Annotated in this window: 10 protein-coding genes and 1 riboswitch; of the genes, 8 read left to right on the top strand and 2 right to left on the bottom strand. The window is 44.9% G+C overall.

Annotated elements, in window-relative coordinates:
• Positions 1-58: 58 nt before the first annotated feature.
• Positions 59-275, top strand: a riboswitch (cobalamin riboswitch).
• Between the two features lie 61 nt (positions 276-336).
• Together K429_RS0123020 and K429_RS0123015 are read left to right on the top strand one after the other, a co-directional pair.
• Positions 337-2856: a ribonucleoside-diphosphate reductase subunit alpha gene (locus K429_RS0123020; protein ID WP_029328230.1), complete on the top strand. Its 2520-nt coding sequence runs from the start codon at positions 337-339 to the stop codon at positions 2854-2856.
• A gap of 21 nt (positions 2857-2877) precedes the next feature.
• The gene (locus K429_RS0123015) at positions 2878-3927 is read left to right on the top strand and encodes a ribonucleotide-diphosphate reductase subunit beta (protein WP_007213491.1); all 1050 of its coding nucleotides are present in this window, start codon (positions 2878-2880) and stop codon (positions 3925-3927) included.
• On the opposite strand, the gene K429_RS0123010 is transcribed toward K429_RS0123015, so the two are convergent.
• The gene (locus tag K429_RS0123010) at positions 3922-4806 is read right to left on the bottom strand and encodes a CPBP family intramembrane glutamic endopeptidase (protein WP_029328229.1); all 885 of its coding nucleotides are present in this window, start codon (positions 4804-4806) and stop codon (positions 3922-3924) included. The genes K429_RS0123015 and K429_RS0123010 overlap by 6 nt on opposite strands.
• 110 nt (positions 4807-4916) lie before the next feature.
• Here K429_RS0123010 and K429_RS0123005 point away from each other — a divergent pair, with 110 nt between their 5' ends.
• Entirely contained in the window at positions 4917-5981 is a 1065-nt protein-coding gene (locus tag K429_RS0123005; protein ID WP_029328228.1) for a leucine-rich repeat domain-containing protein, read from the top strand.
• Between the two features lie 72 nt (positions 5982-6053).
• On the opposite strand, the gene K429_RS0123000 is transcribed toward K429_RS0123005, so the two are convergent.
• On the bottom strand, positions 6054-7670 hold the full coding sequence (locus K429_RS0123000) for an ABC-F family ATP-binding cassette domain-containing protein (protein ID WP_007213487.1): 1617 nt from the start codon (positions 7668-7670) through the stop codon (positions 6054-6056).
• A gap of 309 nt (positions 7671-7979) precedes the next feature.
• Between K429_RS0123000 and K429_RS0122995 the strand changes: the two genes are divergently transcribed.
• From K429_RS0122995 to K429_RS0122975, 5 genes are all read left to right on the top strand, one after another.
• Positions 7980-8612 carry a nucleotide exchange factor GrpE gene (locus tag K429_RS0122995; protein ID WP_029328227.1) on the top strand — a complete coding sequence of 211 codons (633 nt, stop codon included), beginning with the start codon at positions 7980-7982 and terminating at the stop codon, positions 8610-8612.
• A gap of 10 nt (positions 8613-8622) precedes the next feature.
• A complete protein-coding gene (dnaJ, locus tag K429_RS0122990; protein ID WP_029328226.1) occupies positions 8623-9804 on the top strand; it encodes a molecular chaperone DnaJ in 1182 nt (393 codons plus the stop codon).
• 325 nt (positions 9805-10129) lie between these two features.
• On the top strand, positions 10130-12757 hold the full coding sequence (locus K429_RS0122985) for a zinc-dependent metalloprotease (RefSeq protein WP_007217819.1): 2628 nt from the start codon (positions 10130-10132) through the stop codon (positions 12755-12757).
• 189 nt (positions 12758-12946) lie between these two features.
• Positions 12947-16213 carry a SusC/RagA family TonB-linked outer membrane protein gene (locus K429_RS0122980; protein ID WP_022209457.1) on the top strand — a complete coding sequence of 1089 codons (3267 nt, stop codon included), beginning with the start codon at positions 12947-12949 and terminating at the stop codon, positions 16211-16213.
• Positions 16214-16233: 20 nt separating this feature from the next.
• On the top strand, positions 16234-17562 hold the full coding sequence (locus tag K429_RS0122975; RefSeq protein ID WP_029328225.1) for a RagB/SusD family nutrient uptake outer membrane protein: 1329 nt from the start codon (positions 16234-16236) through the stop codon (positions 17560-17562).
• Positions 17563-17603: the final 41 nt, after the last annotated feature.

Here is a 17603-nt window from a genome sequence, read left to right as displayed (position 1 = left end):
AATAGTATAATTCTCTATTTTTAAACCTTCTCAATATTGTAACCATTACAATATTAATTATCTTTGTTCCCGAATTGGTTCCGAATGGCTCTTCTGCCATTCGGATTAAAAGGGAATCGGGTGAAAGTCCCGGACAGTCCCGCTGCTGTGAAGCTCTATACAACTTTTCAATAACACCATAGCCACTGAATGTCTTGCAGTAGAAAAGAAGACATCGGGAAGGCATTGAAAACAAAGAGTCAGTCAGAAGACCTACCATTCATCAAAGGCTGTTTCTACTCGTGGGATTAGGGAAACAGTGCGAAATAATACAATAATTTTATACATAAACATCTCATGGAAATAACCAAGAGAAATGGAATGGCAGAGCCTTACAACAAGGAGAAGGTAGCCATTGCCATACGAAAAAGCTTCGCCAGCACCGGACAAAGTGTTACGGATGAAACAATACTCACGCTGGTAAATGAAGTGGAAAATTTCATCCTCAGTGACACCGGCAATCGCCACGTAGAACGGATCCAGGATGAAGTGGAGCGGTCCCTGATGGAACATGGCTTTTATGCCGAAGCCAAAAACTATATCCTTTATCGCTGGCAACGGACAGAACGGAGAAAAGCCCTCAACCACATAGTAAATGAAACTGGCGACGAAACAATAACGGACACCCTGAAAGGTATCGGGCAAGACTTCCCGCGCAATGAATACAGCCTGACCCTGCTTGCCGAAAAATTCTCCAGTTTCTACAAACCGGAAATGACACCGAACGAACGGTTAACGGCTCTTATAAAAGCGGCTGTAGAGCTAACTACCCAGGAAGCCCCCGACTGGGAGTTTATTGCCGCCCGATTACTCAATTTTCAGTTAAGCAAGAAATTGACTGAACAGGCAGAGTTCGCCGGTGTCCTGTCTTTCTATGAAAAGCTGCGTTATCTCACGGACGAAGGATTATACGGCAGTTATATTTTAACCTCCTATTCACCGGAAGAAATAGAAGAAGCAGCAGGATTTATATGTCCGGAGCGTGACAAGCTCTTCAACTATTCCGGACTGGATCTGCTTGTCAAACGCTACCTTATCCGTACACGCTCCCATGAACCGATTGAATCCGTACAAGAAATGTATTTGGGTATTGCCCTTCATCTTGCAATGCCGGAAAGGCACAGCCGTTTGCAATGGGTAAGAAAATTCTATGATCTGCTGAGTAAACTGGAGGTAACCATGGCTACCCCTACACTTGCCAATGCCCGAAAACCTTATCATCAATTGTCCAGTTGCTTCATCGACACCGTGCCCGACAGTCTGGAAGGTATATACCGAAGCATTGACAACTTCGCCATGGTCAGCAAGTTCGGTGGAGGTATGGGAATGTATTTCGGCAAAGTACGTGCGGCCGGTGGAAACATACGGGGTTTCAAAGGTGTGGCAGGAGGAGTTATCCGGTGGATGAAACTGGTGAACGACACAGCCGTTGCCGTAGATCAGTTGGGAATGAGACAAGGAGCGGTAGCCGTATATCTGGACGTATGGCACAAGGACCTGCCTGAATTTCTGCAACTGCGCACCAACAACGGGGATGACCGCATGAAAGCCCATGACATATTTCCGGCGGTATGCTATCCGGATTTATTCTGGCGGATGGCGAAAGAGGATTTGAACCAATCATGGTATTTATTCTGTCCGAATGAAATAATGACTATCAAAGGATATTGCCTGGAAGATTATTACGGAGAAGAATGGGAGAAAAGATATTTGGATTGCGTAAACGATTCCCGTCTTTCCAAACGCAGCATGAGCATTAAGGATATCGTCAGACTGGTGCTACGGTCAGCAGTAGAAACAGGCACACCTTTCACTTTCAACCGTGATGCCGTGAATCGCGCCAACCCCAACAATCACCGGGGAATCATCTACTGTTCCAACCTTTGTACGGAGATTGCACAGAACATGTCGGCCATAGAGACAGTTTCTACTGAGATACGCACGGAGGATGGGGATATGGCAGTGGTGAAAACAGTCCGTCCCGGCGACTTCGTGGTATGTAATCTCGCCAGTCTTTCATTGGGACATCTACCGTTGGAAGACGAGCAACAGATGAAAGAAAAAGTGGCAACAGTGGTCCGTGCACTCGACAATGTCATCGACCTCAATTTTTATCCGATCCCTTTTGCACAGATAACCAACCATCATTATCGCAGCATCGGTTTAGGAGTCAGCGGATATCACCATGCACTTGCCATCCGTGGCATACGCTGGGAAAGCGAGGAACATCTTAGCTTCATGGACAAGATCTTTGAACGTATCAATTACGCCGCCATCGAAGCGAGTGCCGAACTGGCCAAAGAAAAAGGACGGTACGACTACTTTGAAGGAAGCGACTGGCAAACCGGAGCTTACTTTACAAAACGCAATTATGACTCACCCGCATGGAAAGCACTGGCCGCAAAGGTTGCAGCATCCGGAATGAGAAATGCCTATCTGCTGGCCATAGCCCCTACCAGCAGCACCAGCATCATAGCCGGAACCACCGCAGGAACAGATCCGGTGATGAAACGCTTTTTCCTGGAAGAGAAGAAGGGAGCCATGTTGCCACGTGTAGCCCCGTCACTGTCTGACAAAACATTCTGGCTATACAAAGGTGCCTATCTGACGGATCAGCAATGGAGCATCCGTGCCGCCGGTGTCCGCCAGTTGCATATCGACCAGGCACAAAGCCTGAACCTTTACATCACCAATGAATTCACCATGCGCCAGGTGCTGAATCTCTACCTGCTGGCATGGGAGTGTGGAGTGAAAACAGTCTATTACGTCCGTAGCAAATCTCTGGAAGTAGAAGAGTGTGAAAGCTGCGCATCATAAAAACTTAAAAACTAAAATAATATGGAAGCAAAAAAACTAAAGAGAAATGCCCTGTTCAACCCTTCAGGTGATACGGAAATCCGCCTCAGAAAAATGATCGGTGGTAATACGACAAACCTGAATGATTTCAATAATATGCGATACAAATGGGTAAGCGACTGGTATCGCCAGGCTATGAACAATTTCTGGATTCCCGAAGAAATCAATCTCACTCAGGATACGAAGGATTATCCCCTGCTGGATGAAGCCGAACGGACTGCTTACGACAAAATCCTGAGTTTCCTGGTATTTCTGGATTCCCTGCAAAGCAACAATCTGCCCACTATCAGCGAATACATCACGGCCAACGAAGTAAATCTTTGCCTGCACATCCAGGCTTTTCAGGAATGTGTGCACAGTCAGAGTTACAGCTATATGCTCGACACAATCTGTAGTCCGGAGAAACGCAATGACATTCTTTACCAATGGAAAACGGATGAGCATTTATTAAAAAGAAATACCTTTATCGGCAACTGTTACAATGAATTCCAGGAAAGTCAGGATGGCTTTACGCTAATGAAGACTTTAATTGCCAACTATATTCTGGAGGGTATTTATTTTTATAGCGGTTTTATGTTTTTCTATAATCTGAGCCGGAACGGGAAGATGTCCGGCTCCGCTCAAGAAATCCGTTATATCAACCGGGATGAGAACACGCATCTCTGGTTGTTCCGCAGCATCATCCTGGAACTGAAAAAAGAAGAACCGGAATTATTTACCCCCGACAAAGTGCAGATATACGAGAATATGATGCGTGAAGGAGTGAAACAGGAAATTGAATGGGGACAATACGTTATAGGCGACAACATACAGGGACTCAACCGGCAAATGATTGCTGACTATATTCACTATCTGGGCAACCTACGCTGGAGCAGTCTGGGAAATCCTCCGCTATACGAGCACAACCGGAAAGAACCGGAAAGTATGCACTGGGTGTTGCAGTATTCAAACGCCAATATGGTGAAAACCGATTTCTTTGAAGCCAAAAGTACGGCTTACGCCAAGAGTACAGCGCTGGAAGATGACTTATAATCGTTGATTCACTTTCCGGCTTTGTATCTTCAGAATAATCGCAATAGCAATAATCATCAACGTGGTGCACAGGACAGAACCTTCGAACCCGAATGCACCGCCGTTGATGATATTCTCTTCCGGTAATTCTAAAGACAATAAAGTACCGCCCAAGCGTCCTCCGCTTACTTCGAAACCAAGAATCGGACCTTGCAGCCAATTCCAGAAAAGATGAAGAGCGATAGGAAACCATAAATTACGCGTATATATGTAGGTAGAACCTATTAAAATCCCTGCCAACAAAATATTCAGAAAAGCAATCAGAGAAAAGTTGGGATTAAAAATATGCATCAGGGAAAACAATGCAGACGAAAGAAACAATGCCACAAAACGATTGACACCTGCGGTCAGCAAATGCCCCAGGACAAAACCGCGAAAGGCAATCTCTTCTGCAAGGGCAACCAGCAACATTAATATCCAAGACAGCAGAAAATCGTACGCGCTAAAGTGTACGGCAGTAATTTCAATCTCTCCCAACCCATATAATATTCCAAATCCGACAGTATAGATAGCCAAGGCAACGAATGTACCCCAGAAGATGTCTTTAGCCCGCCCTTTCAGGGATAAACCCAAGTCTGTAATCGGAAGGTGGTCCCAATTCTTCAGCAGCACCCAAGCCGCCAGGAAAGTTCCCGCCAGAAAACTACTTTGCATGACAACTTCTTTCAAAATTCCATCTATCTTAAAAAAAGAGACCGCTTTGATGCAAACAGCCCCCAATACTCCGGCAAATCCCAGCATCAAAAGCATATAAACGATAACTTTTGCTGCAACAACCAGATAAATGACAAGTTTCGACTCTTGCGGGGCAATATTTATATTTTCGTTCATTGATTCCATATCCTTAGTTTCTATATGTTAATACCCCAGCAAAAATACCTATAAAATTAAAAATAGAAAGCAAATTCCTGCAAAAAGCGTATATTTGTCTAAACATATCTATTACTGTCATGAAACTAAAACAAACATTAGCCACTATAATGCTGGCTGCATGTACTTACGCAGCAGTTGCACAAAATGCAGGCACACCAGCTAATAATAAAACTTTTTTTGTAGCCAAGCCCGGCACTCTGGTATCCATGCTCACTGAGGATGAAGCCAACAGCGTCACCCATCTTACATTGACCGGAAAACTAAATGCCATTGACTTCAAACATCTGCGCGATGAATTCAAGAATCTGAAAGTGCTGGATATCTCCAACGCATCCATCAGTACATACGCAGGTAAAAGCGGCACTTACCCCGACCGTTTCTATATTTATCCGCCCAACTGTGTACCGGCTTATGCATTCTGCCAGCAGACCAGCGACAGTACTTTCACCGGAAAAGCAACTCTCCAGAAAATTATTCTTTCAGAGAAAATCAAGAACATAGAAGACGCAGCCTTCAAGGGTTGCGAAAATCTGAAAATATGCCAGTTGAGAAAGAAGACTGCTCCCAACCTGTTACCGGCCGCTTTGGCGGATAGCATAACGGCCATTTTCGTTCCGTTGGGTAGCAGCGACTCCTACCGTGGCAAAAAGCATTGGGAAACCTTTGCCGTGATAGAGGGAGAACCTGTAGAGGCTTTCGTACAAGTAGGCTTAATGGGAAGTCTTGCCAGTGAATTAGTGGCTGCGGGCTTGCAACCGAAAGATGTGAATTTCCTGACCGTAGAAGGGAAACTGGACGAAGCTGACTTCACCGTAATACGTGATTATATGCCCAATCTTGTGGCTGTTGATCTGAGCAAAAGTAACACTACGGTTATTCCCGAATATACATTTACCCAGAAAAAATATCTGTTGCGCATCCAGCTTCCCAAAGGTTTGAAAAGCATCGGACAACGTGCATTTAGTGGATGCGGTCGCTTGTGCGGTACGCTTGAATTGCCAGCCGGAGTGACTGCCATCGAATATGGTGCGTTTATGGGATGTGACAACCTGCGTTATGTTGTAGCTACAGGAAACAAGATTACGACTTTGGGAGATAGCCTGTTCGGAGAGGACGGGAGGAATAAGCTGATTTATAAATAAACATGGAAAAAACATCGCCTTGCAATATTCGGTTATTGCAAGGCGACATTTTTTTATTGAAAGAGCAGATATTTACTGTGCATACATCTTAGCTCTTAATTCCTTAATATGGTCAGAAGTGATGTATTCATCATATTCCATCATCTTATCAATAATACCGTTCGGAGTCAGCTCGATAATACGGTTGGCAACGGTCTGTATGAACTCGTGGTCATGAGAAGAGAACAGGATATTCCCTCTATACGTCTTCAGGTTATTATTGAATGCCTGGATGGACTCCAAATCAAGATGATTGGTAGGAGTATCTAAAATCAGACAGTTGGCATTGCGCAACTGCATACGGGCAATCATACAACGCATCTTTTCACCTCCCGACAGCACACTTGCTTTCTTCAAAACCTCTTCACCGGAGAACAGCATACGACCCAGGAAACTCTTCATATAAACTTCATTTCCTTCGCCAAACTGACTCAACCAGTCCACCAGGTTCAGATCCGTATTGAAATACTGAGTATTGTCCAGCGGCAAGTATGCAGTGGTAATAGTGACACCCCAACTGAAAGTTCCTGCATCCGGCTTCATTTCTTCATTTATAATCTCAAACAATGAAGTCATGGCACGGGGATCGCGGGAAAGGAATACCACCTTATCCCCTTTCTCTATATTGAAGTTTACATCGCGGAAAAGCACAGTGCCGTCTTCCAAAGTTTTGGTCAGCCCGGAAACTTCCAGAATCTGATTACCCGGTTCGCGCTCGGGAGTAAAGATAATGCCCGGATACTTACGCGAAGAAGGCTTGATTTCTTCCACATTCAGTTTCTCCAACATCTTCTTACGGCTGGTAGTCTGCTTGCTCTTTGCCACATTGGCACTGAAACGGCGAATAAATTCTTCCAACTCTTTCTTCTTCTCTTCTGCCTTAGCCTTCTGGTTCTGCTGCTGGCGCAGAGCTAACTGGCTTGATTCATACCAGAAACTATAGTTACCGGCAAACAGGTTAATCTTACCATAGTCAATGTCCACCGTGTGCGTGCAGACAGAGTCGAGGAAGTGACGGTCGTGACTCACAACCAACACCGTATGTTCAAAATTAGCCAGATAATCTTCCAGCCACATCACGGTTTCCATATCCAAGTCATTGGTAGGCTCATCCAGCAACAAGTTATCCGGATTACCGAACAAAGCCTGTGCCAACATCACACGCACCTTCTCCTTACCGCTGAGGTCACCCATCAGCACATAATGCTTATCTTCTTTAATGCCCAGACCGCTCAACAAAGCCGCCGCATCGCTTTCTGCATTCCAGCCGTCCAGTTCCGCAAATCTTTCTTCCAATTCGGAAACCTTCAGACCGTCCTCATCCGTGAAATCTTCTTTGGCATAGAGCACTTCGCGCTGCTTCATGATATCCCACAAAACAGTATGCCCCATCATCACGGTATCCATTACCGTAAGTGCATCCCACTTAAAGTGGTCCTGGCTTAATACGGAGAGGCGTTCGCCCGGACCTAACATAATAGAACCGGTCGTAGGGTCCAAATCACCGGATATGGCACGCAGGAAGGTAGATTTTCCGGCACCGTTGGCACCGATAATACCATAGCAGTTTCCACTTGTAAACTTCAAGTTTACATCATTAAATAACACCCTTTTTCCAAACTGTACGGAAACATTAGAGACTGTAATCATTGATTTATTTACTATTTATCGATTTACAATTTATACGAATGAATCGCTTTTTATTCACCACAGAGTGGCACAGAGTTTCACTGAGTCAAATTGAAATCAAATAAATAAGGCTCTGTGAGACTCTGTGCCACTCTGTGGTGAAAACTTCATTTGCGGGTGCAAAGATAGGCATTTTTCCATGAATACTCGTAGAAATGCGCTGTCAATCTGACATAAAAGTATTACCTTTGCGGCGTTTTAGACAAATGCTGCTTATTTGGCAAAGTTTTTGTTAGTAGAGCGATATACTAACTTAAACCCTTGACAGCAATGAAAACAAATCCTTTTTACAAGTATAATAAGAATAGAAATATGGACCCGAAAGAAAAAGAAAACATCAACGAAGAAGAGTTAATGTCCGAAGCTACGCAGGATGAAGCCGCGGAAAATGAAGAAATTCAAGAGGAGGACGTACAGGACAGTGCAGCTCCGGCAGAAGAGGAAAAGCTTGCCCAGGAACTGGAAGAAGCAAACAAAGTGATAGAAGAGCAGAAAGATAAATATCTGCGTCTCTCCGCCGAGTTTGACAACTACCGCAAACGCACCATGAAGGAAAAGGCCGAGCTGATTCTGAACGGTGCCGAAAAAACCATCAGCAGCATTCTTCCTATTGTAGACGACTTCGAACGCGCCCTGAAAAACATGGAAACTGCCACAGACGTAGCAGCCGTGAAAGAAGGAGTGGAATTGATTTATAATAAATTCATGTCTGTATTGGGACAGGACGGCGTGAAGGTGATTGAGACCAAAGAAAAACCTCTTGACACCGATTTTCACGAAGCAATTGCCGTTATCCCTGCACCGGACAAATCCCTGAAGGGAAAAATTCTGGATTGCGTACAGACCGGCTACACGCTAAACGACAAAGTAATCCGCCATGCCAAAGTGGTGGTAGGAGAATAACATAATATATATGGAAAAAAGAGATTACTACGAAGTACTGGAAGTCGAAAAGACAGCATCGGTAGAAGAAATTAAGAAAGCCTACCGCAAAAAAGCCATTCAATATCATCCTGACAAGAACCCGGGTGACAAAGTGGCGGAAGAAAAATTCAAAGAAGCGGCAGAAGCCTACGATGTACTAAGCAATGCGGACAAGCGTGCCCGTTATGACCAGTTCGGTCATGCCGGAATGAGTGGTGCTGCCGGAAACGGTGGACCGTTCGGTGGTTTCAGCGAGGGCATGTCTATGGATGATATCTTCTCTATGTTCGGAGATATTTTCGGTGGACGTGGCGGTGGCTTCGGAAGCGGATTCAGTGGTTTCGGAGGCGGATTCGGCGGTGGAAGTTCACAACGCCCGCGTTTCCGTGGTTCGGATTTGCGCGTAAAAGTAAAACTGAATCTGAAAGAGATTTCTACCGGAGTAGAAAAGAAATTCAAACTGAAAAAGTACGTTACATGTGATCACTGTCACGGTTCAGGGGCTGAGGGTAACGGCGGTTCGGAAACCTGCTCGACCTGTAAAGGTAGCGGTACGGTAATCCGTAACCAACAGACTATTCTTGGTACGATGCAGACACGTGCCACCTGTCCGACTTGTGGCGGTGAAGGCAAAATCATCAAGAATAAGTGTAAGGTATGTGCCGGAGAAGGTATCGTTTACGGCGAAGAAGTGGTAAGCGTAAATATTCCTAAAGGCGTAATGGAAGGCATGCAGCTTTCTATGAGCGGCAAAGGAAATGCCGGAAAACACAACGGCGTTCCGGGCGACTTACTGATTCTTGTAGAAGAAGAACAAGACAAAGAACTGATTCGCGACGAAAATGACTTGATTTACAACCTGCTTCTCAGCTTCCCGACAGCCGCTTTAGGTGGTGCGGTAGAAATACCAACCATTGACGGAAAGGTGAAAGTAAAGATCGAATCGGGTACACAGCCGGGCAAAGTGCTCCGCCTACGCGGAAAAGGTCTGCCAAGTGTAAACGGATACGGTACGGGAGATTTATTGGTAAATGTCAGCGTATATGTACCGGAAGCACTTAACAAAGACGAGAAAAAAGCACTTGAAGAAATGGAAAGCTCGGATAACTTCAAGCCCAATACTTCGATTAAGGAAAAGATTTTCAAGAAGTTCAAGAGTTTGTTTGACTAAACTGACTTTAAACTGAAAATGGATTCATGTCTGTATGGTTATGAATTAATTCACCACAGAGTAACACAGAGTTTCACGGAGTTCTATTCTTTTGATTTCAAATTGATTAAACTCTGTGAAACTCTGTGTTACTCTGTGGTGAAAACTTATTATCATACCATTTTAAACGATACTGTTTTTTATAATTGAAAGATTCTTTGCGTTATAAAAGAAAAAACGTCAAAACTAACCCTATTCATCTGGTAGCATAGTATAGTTTTACTATCTTTGCCGACACTTAATTCTATGAGTAGAATAGGTAACCTGATGATAATTGATATAACTGATGAGACTAAAAACAATTCTGCTAACTACAGTGGCTACAGGCACCTTGATGTGTGAACCTGTGATGGCGTATGCTGTAGATTCTACACCCGATTCTATGGGATGGTTCCGAAAGAAAAAGAAGAGTGAACCAAACGACAGTGTTAAATCCAAAAACGAGTACGAGAAACTGACCGGAGACGGTAGCATCATTCACCGTGGTATGTTCAATGTGTACCAGAAAAAGAACGACTATTATTTTGAGGTACCGGTGAACTTACTGGGCAGGGATATGTTGGTAGTGAACAAGCTTCAACGCGTTCCTTCCGAACTGAACGAGGCCGGAGTGAACCGTGGTACGAATTATGAAAACCAAATGGTACGCTTCGAACAGGATAAGGCGACGAATAAGTTGCTTATCCGTCAAAGCCGCCCTCTCCCCCTCGCTCCTGCCGGAGACGCAATCAGCCAGTCAGTACGTGACAACTACATCTCGCCATTGATAGCCGGCTTCAAGATTGAGGCATTCAATAATGACTCTACGACGATGGTTATCAAGGTGAATGATATTTATGATGGAACGGAGACGAGTATCAACAACGTATTTACCAATATTAATCTGGGAACGTCTTCCATCAAAAACCTTTCACGTATTCTTTCCATCAAAGCATTCGAGAATAATGTAGTGGCCACGTCCGAACTGACAACGAAAGTGACCGAAGGAACGACTTCCGTCTACGTAACCGTTGAAGTTAGTTCTTCACTGATGCTACTGCCGGAAACACCTATGACCGGTAGACTGGATAATGCTCGTGTAGGGTATTTTACCAATCCTTTGCTCAGTTACAGCGACGGACAACAACGGGTCAGCAAGCAACAGTTCATTACCCGCTGGCGCCTGGAACCTAAACCGGAAGACCGCGAACGTTATCTGCGTGGCGAATTGGTGGAACCGGCTAAACCGATTGTATTTTATATAGAAAACTCTACTCCGTATCGTTGGCGTAAGTATATCAAACAAGGCATTGAAGACTGGCAGGTGGCATTTGAACGTGCCGGATTCAAGAATGCCATTATCGCCAAAGAAATCACCGACAGCATGACGGTAGATATGGATGATGTGAATTACTCCGTACTGACCTATGCAGCCTCCACCAAAGCAAACGCTATGGGACCGTCTATTCTGGACCCCCGATCAGGGGAAATCCTGGAAGCGGATATCATGTGGTGGCACAATGTACTGAATATGCTTCAGGAATGGATCACCGTACAAACAGGTACTGTACGTCCGGAAGCCCGTGGCATCAAGTTATCCGATGAACTGATGGGAGATGCCATGCGTTTTGTAGCCTGTCACGAAGTAGGTCACTCTTTAGGGTTACGCCACAATATGATGGGATCATGGGCATTCCCCACCGATTCCCTGCGCTCCAAGTCATTCACCGACCGGATGAATTCGACCTCTTCTTCCATCATGGATTATGCCCGTTTCAACTACGTGGCACAACCCGGTGACGGAATAACCGCTCTTTCACCGCATATCGGTCCTTACGATATCTTCGCCATCGAATACGGTTACCGTTGGTATGGAAAAGAAAATCCGGAAGAAGAAAAGGATTTACTTTATGATTTCCTGAGCCGCCATACCGACCGTCTGTATAAATACAGCGAAGCGCAGGATGTGCGTGATGCCGTAGATCCCCGTGCACAGAACGAAGATCTGGGTGATGATGCTGTACGTTCTTCCCAATATGGTATTGCAAACCTGAAGCGGATCGTTCCCGAAATTATAAAATGGACGACGACCGGAGAAAAAGGACAGACTTATGAAGAAGCTTCCCGCTTATACTATGCCGTAATCAATCAATGGAATAATTATCTGTACCATGTACTCGCCAACATCGGTGGTATCTATATAGAAAATACAATTGTGGGTGACGGACAGAAGACTTATACTTTTGTAGAAAAAGAAAAGCAACAAGCTGCCCTGAAGTTCTTACTGGATGAGGTACTGACTTATCCGAAGTGGTTATTCGACACAGAAGTAGGTGAATATACCTATCTGCTTCGTAACACTCCGCTGGGTGTGGTAGAAAATGCACCGACGCAGATACTGAAGAATGCCCAGTCCTATATTCTGTGGGATCTTTTATCCAACAACCGCCTGGTACGTATGCTTGAAAACGAAGCGGTAAATGGTAAAAAGGCTTTTACTGCCGTAGAACTGATGGATGGTTTACATCGCAGCATTTTTGCCACAACAGAACGGGGAGCATTGCCTGACGTCATGACACGCACCTTGCAGAAAAACTTCCTGGATGCCTTGATTACGGCCGCTGCCGAAAGCGAAGGGGTAAAAATCAACAAGAAGCTTATGGACAATCATTTCCTGCTGGATAACCAGTTACCGCTTTGCAGTTGTGATGAACATGCTCATCGCTCGTTGGATGCAGACCGGATGGGTGCCCGTCGCGAATTGAACTTCTACGGCTCTCAACTAAACCGCATCTCAGATGCCATTTCCGTGAAGCGAGGTGAACTGTTACGGATCAAGGATCTGCTTCAAAGTCGCCTGGGAACATCGGATGTGGCAACCAAATATCATTATAAAGACATGATTCTCCGTATTAACACGGCATTAGGAATTTAGCAATGCTTAAAAAATAAGTTGGTACGAATGAATTCAATAACAGCAGTAACTCAGCTCTCCTCCTCCCGGGAGGAGGAGGGGAACTGAGTTACTTTTATTTGTGACATATTTTGTACCAAGTTATTTTTTTATCGTCACTTAGCTAAAAAACAGTTTTCAATTTAAGTATTAATTTTATTATTTTAACGGATGAAAAGACGCTTATCTGTCGCATTCCTATTACTAATAGGAACGTTCACGTACGCCCTTGCCGCAAACCGGCAGGTAGAGGGTGTAGTCATCTCTTCTGAGGATAATTTGCCTCTCATCGGCGCTTCTGTCTATGTGACAGCCGATGATTTGAAGAAAGTTGGGAATAATCAGTCCACCATTGGTGTCATTACTAATATTGACGGGCAATTCTCCATCTCCATTCCGGAGGGAGTTACCCGTTTTTATTGTAGTTACGTCGGCTATGATGTGCTGGAAGTAAAGCTCATACCGGGCAAGAATAAATATGATATTACTCTCCAACCTTCCGCCCACATGCTCGATGCGGTAGTTGTGACGGGATATCAGACTGTGGAACGCCGTAAGTTGACGGCCGCCGTATCGAAGATCGATATCTCGGATCAGATGATGGGTGCAACCAAGAGTATAGACCAAGCATTGGCCGGACAGATTGCCGGACTTTCCGTAAGCAACATTTCCGGTACTCCGGGTGCTCCTGCCAAAATCCGTATTCGCGGTACATCCTCCCTGAATGGTACGCAAGACCCTTTGTGGGTGCTGGACGGTATTCCATTGGAAGGAACGAACATTCCCAATATGGAAGTATTGAAAGACATCGATAACATAGGTCAAACCGCTATTGCCGGTCTGAATCCTGCCGACATCGATAATATCACCGTTCTGAAAGACGCTGCCGCAACTGCCATTTACGGTGCCCGTGCTGCCAATGGTGTAATCGTGATTACTACCAAGAAAGGTAAAGTGGGCAAACCGGTTATTAACTTCTCCACTAAACTGACCTATTCTCCGAAGTTGAATATAGACCGTTTGAACCTGTTGAACTCAGAAGAGAAGGTAGGTCTGGAACTTGACTTACTGGCATCCGGTTATCCATACAGGGAAACCAAAGGCGAGGTATACCGCATTATTTCCGGGTTGGGAGAACTCAACAATTTCAAAGACGGAGGGTGGAACGCCTTGTCATCCAGCGCTCAAAGTGCAATAAATAAACTGAAGGCAACAAACACAGACTGGAGTGATATCCTTTTCCGCGACGCATTCACACAAGAGTATAACCTGTCTCTTTCCGGTGGTAGTGAAAAGGCAACTTACTATACTTCTTTCGGATATATGAAAGAGAATGGTAACGTTCCGAATGTATCTGCCGAACGTCTGAACTTAGTGATGAAGACCAGTTATAAAGTGAACAGCATTCTGAAAGTAGGTGCTTCTATGTTTGCCAACCGCCGTAAGAATTCAAGTTATCTGCCGGATTCGGATGGTTTAACCAACCCGATATTCTATTCTCGCCTGGCTAACCCTTACTTCACGCCATACAACGAACACGGTAATTACAACTACGACATTGACGTGGAGAATGATGTGGATATGGACTTTGGATTCAACCCTTTTGAAGAACTAAAAAACACTACCAACGAAACCACTATCAATGGTCTCTCATCTATTTTTGATGCAGAGTTACGTTTTGACGACCGGTTCAAGTTTACCACCCAGCTCGGTTTACAACTTGACAAAACATCCATCGAGAAGATTGCCGATGAAGAATCTTTTGCCATGCGTAAAGAAAAGAAGAACCATCGCAGCAATGGCGTAACTTACCTACCCGCCGGAGGATTTCACAAGGCCAATGAAAATTCATTGTCCCAACTCACTTGGAAAGCGATGGGAGAATATCGCGATACCTACAACGACATCCATGAGTTCGAAGCAATGGTAGGAACGGAAATCCGGAAGACATGGGAAGAAAAGCTATACAGTGCCGGTTATGGATTTGACCGGAAGACGCTGACAACAAAGCCGATCATCTTCCCGGAAGAAAGTCAGGCATTCAAGTTACATGAGAAGGCTCATGTGGAGAATGCATACGTGTCCGCTTTCTCAACCCTGTCCTATTCTTTACTGAACCGCTATACATTGGGAGGAAGTATCCGTTTCGATGGTTCCGACCTTTTCGGTGTAGACAAGAAGTACCGTTATCTGCCATTATATTCAGTCAGTGGTTTGTGGCGCATTTCCCAAGAACCTTTTATGGCAAGTGCCAAATGGATAGACAACCTGGTAGTCCGTGCATCATACGGTTTGCAGGGAAACATTGACAAGAACACCTCTCCTTTCCTTTTGGGAAATTACAGAATTGAAAATATCCTGCCGGGAGGTTCAGAAGATATGATTGACGTTTCCGGTGCACCGAACAAAAAGCTGCGCTGGGAGAAAACACATTCCGTAAATGCAGGATTCGATTTTGCTGTATTGAATCAGGCTATCAACCTGAGTGTGGACTACTACTACAGAAAAGGTGTAGATTTGATCGGAACCCAGATGTTACCGCTGGAAACAGGTTTCGAAATGTTGACCGTCAACTGGGCCAGCATGCGAAATCAAGGTGTCGAAGTCGCTCTCAGCACACGCAATGTCCACACCAAGAATTTTATGTGGACCACTAACTTCAACTTCGCATACAATAACAATAAGGTACTGAAAGAAGCACTGCGTGAAGATGCCTTAGAACCGGGTCGTGAAGGATATCCCGCGGGAGCCTTGTTTGCCCTGAAAACAGCCGGACTGGATGAAGAAGGTTATCCGATGTTCCAGGACAAAGACGGAAAAGCCGTATCGGCCATGGAATTCTTTAAACTTCAGGAATGGGGATTTGGAGCAACCGACCTGACAGCCCGCGAGCGTCGTGAACTTTACACGTATGTTGGTACTGCTGACTGCCCTTATACAGGCGGTTTCAATAATACTTTCACCTACAAGGCTTTTGAACTGGGTGTTAACTTCAGCTTCGACTTCGGTGGAAAGGTACGCAGTCAACCCACCTACTCTATCGTTGATTTCGACAAAGGACGCAACACGAACCGTGATATCCTGAATCGTTGGACTCCGGAAAATACGGAAACGATCTTCCCGGTTCTGCTGAGTCAGAACGAACGTCTGGACGAATATATGTGGTATTCAAATCAGAATGAAATATACCGTAACCTGGATATTTGGATCAGAGACCTGAACTATGTGAGACTACAAAATATCCGGTTGGGCTATACATTGCCTACTAACTTCAGCCGCACGTTGGGAATGACTTCCGCCACAGTTGCCATAGAGGGACGCAACTTATTGGTATTCGGCTCAAGCTACAAAAATTATCTCGATCCGGAAACCATGTCCAATGCTTATGCAACACCGGCTCCCAAGTCCGTGACCTTAAGCCTGAACTTGATTTTTTAATTTTATAGAGAGTAACAACAATGAGAAAGATATATATCATGTTATTGATGAGCAGTGTAGTATTGCTGACTGCTTGCGATATGTTGGATATCCAGCCTACGGGAAAAGTGATCCCCCAGACCTTAGCTGAGTACAGAGCGCTGATTGCCACAGCATATAAAAACGTTCCCGATGCCAGAGGACTCGCCTGCTTCCGTTCTGATGAACTGTATGTAAAAGATGATAGTTGGGAACAGGACCGTTATGGTAAAATAGAATGTTGGGATGACTTCAGTGCTCCGGGACAGACTACTTCCTTTGAATGGAAGAATTTCTATAGCATCATGTTCACCGCAAACTATACCATAGAAGAGCGAAACTCAATCAATGAAGGAAGCGAAGAGGACATCGACCAATTGATCGGTGAATGTTATCTACTCCGTGCATACATGCATTTCCTGTTGGTAAATCTCTACGGACAGCCTTATACCCGTCCGGGAGCGTTAGAAACGAAAGCAGTGCCACTGAAGCTGAACAGCGATATCAACGAAATTCTGAAGAAAAATACCGTTGCACAGATTTACGAGGCTGTACTTTCGGATATCAATGAAGCTGAAAAACTGATTAATAAGGAATCCTGGGAACAGAAGTTTTCTTATCGTTTCACAACCCTATCTGTAAAAGCTCTGCGCGCCCGTGTATATTTGTATATGGGGCAATGGGAGAATGCGTATAAAGCCGCCGAAGCTGTTCTTACAGAAAAGAATACACTGGAAGATTTCAATGACGAAGCGTTCATTCTGCCAAACAACTACCAATCCGTAGAGAATATTACAGCCTTGGAACGCGGCATGAGCTCCAACTACACTCAGGCAGCGGTTCTGTCCGAAGCTTTAGCGTCTTCATACGGAGAAGGAGATTTGCGTCTGGATGCTTACTTCAAACCGGCTGACAAAAATGGCTATCGTTTCAGCCAGAAGAGTGGAAAAGATGATTTCCGTTGTTCTTTCCGTGTAGGTGAAATGTATCTGAATTCGGCAGAAGCAGCAGCACAATCGGACAAACTGTCCCTGGCACGCATCCGACTGCTGGAGCTAATGCAGAAACGCTATACCCCAGAAGCTTACGCAGCTAAAGCAACTGCGGTCAACGCAATGAATAAAAAAGCCTTGATACAAGAGATTCTGAATGAGCGTGCCCGTGAACTCGCTTTCGAAGGTCATCGTTGGTTCGACTTACGCCGTACTACCCGACCTCGTATTGAGAAAGTTCTCAAAGGAGGAACCTATGTGTTGGAACAGGATGACCAACGCTATACGATTCAGATTCCGAGAGAAGCGATAGCGGCTAATCCGGAGTTGTCTAATTAATACAAAGAGAGGGGTGCACTGAAATGTACCCCTCTCTTTTA

The organism is Bacteroides sp. 14(A) (genome assembly GCF_000526555.1).
In the GTDB taxonomy this organism is placed as follows: Bacteria; Bacteroidota; Bacteroidia; order Bacteroidales; family Bacteroidaceae; genus Bacteroides; species Bacteroides cellulosilyticus.
Note: the sequence above shows the minus strand (reverse complement) of the source record. Positions and strands in the feature narration are given on the sequence as shown.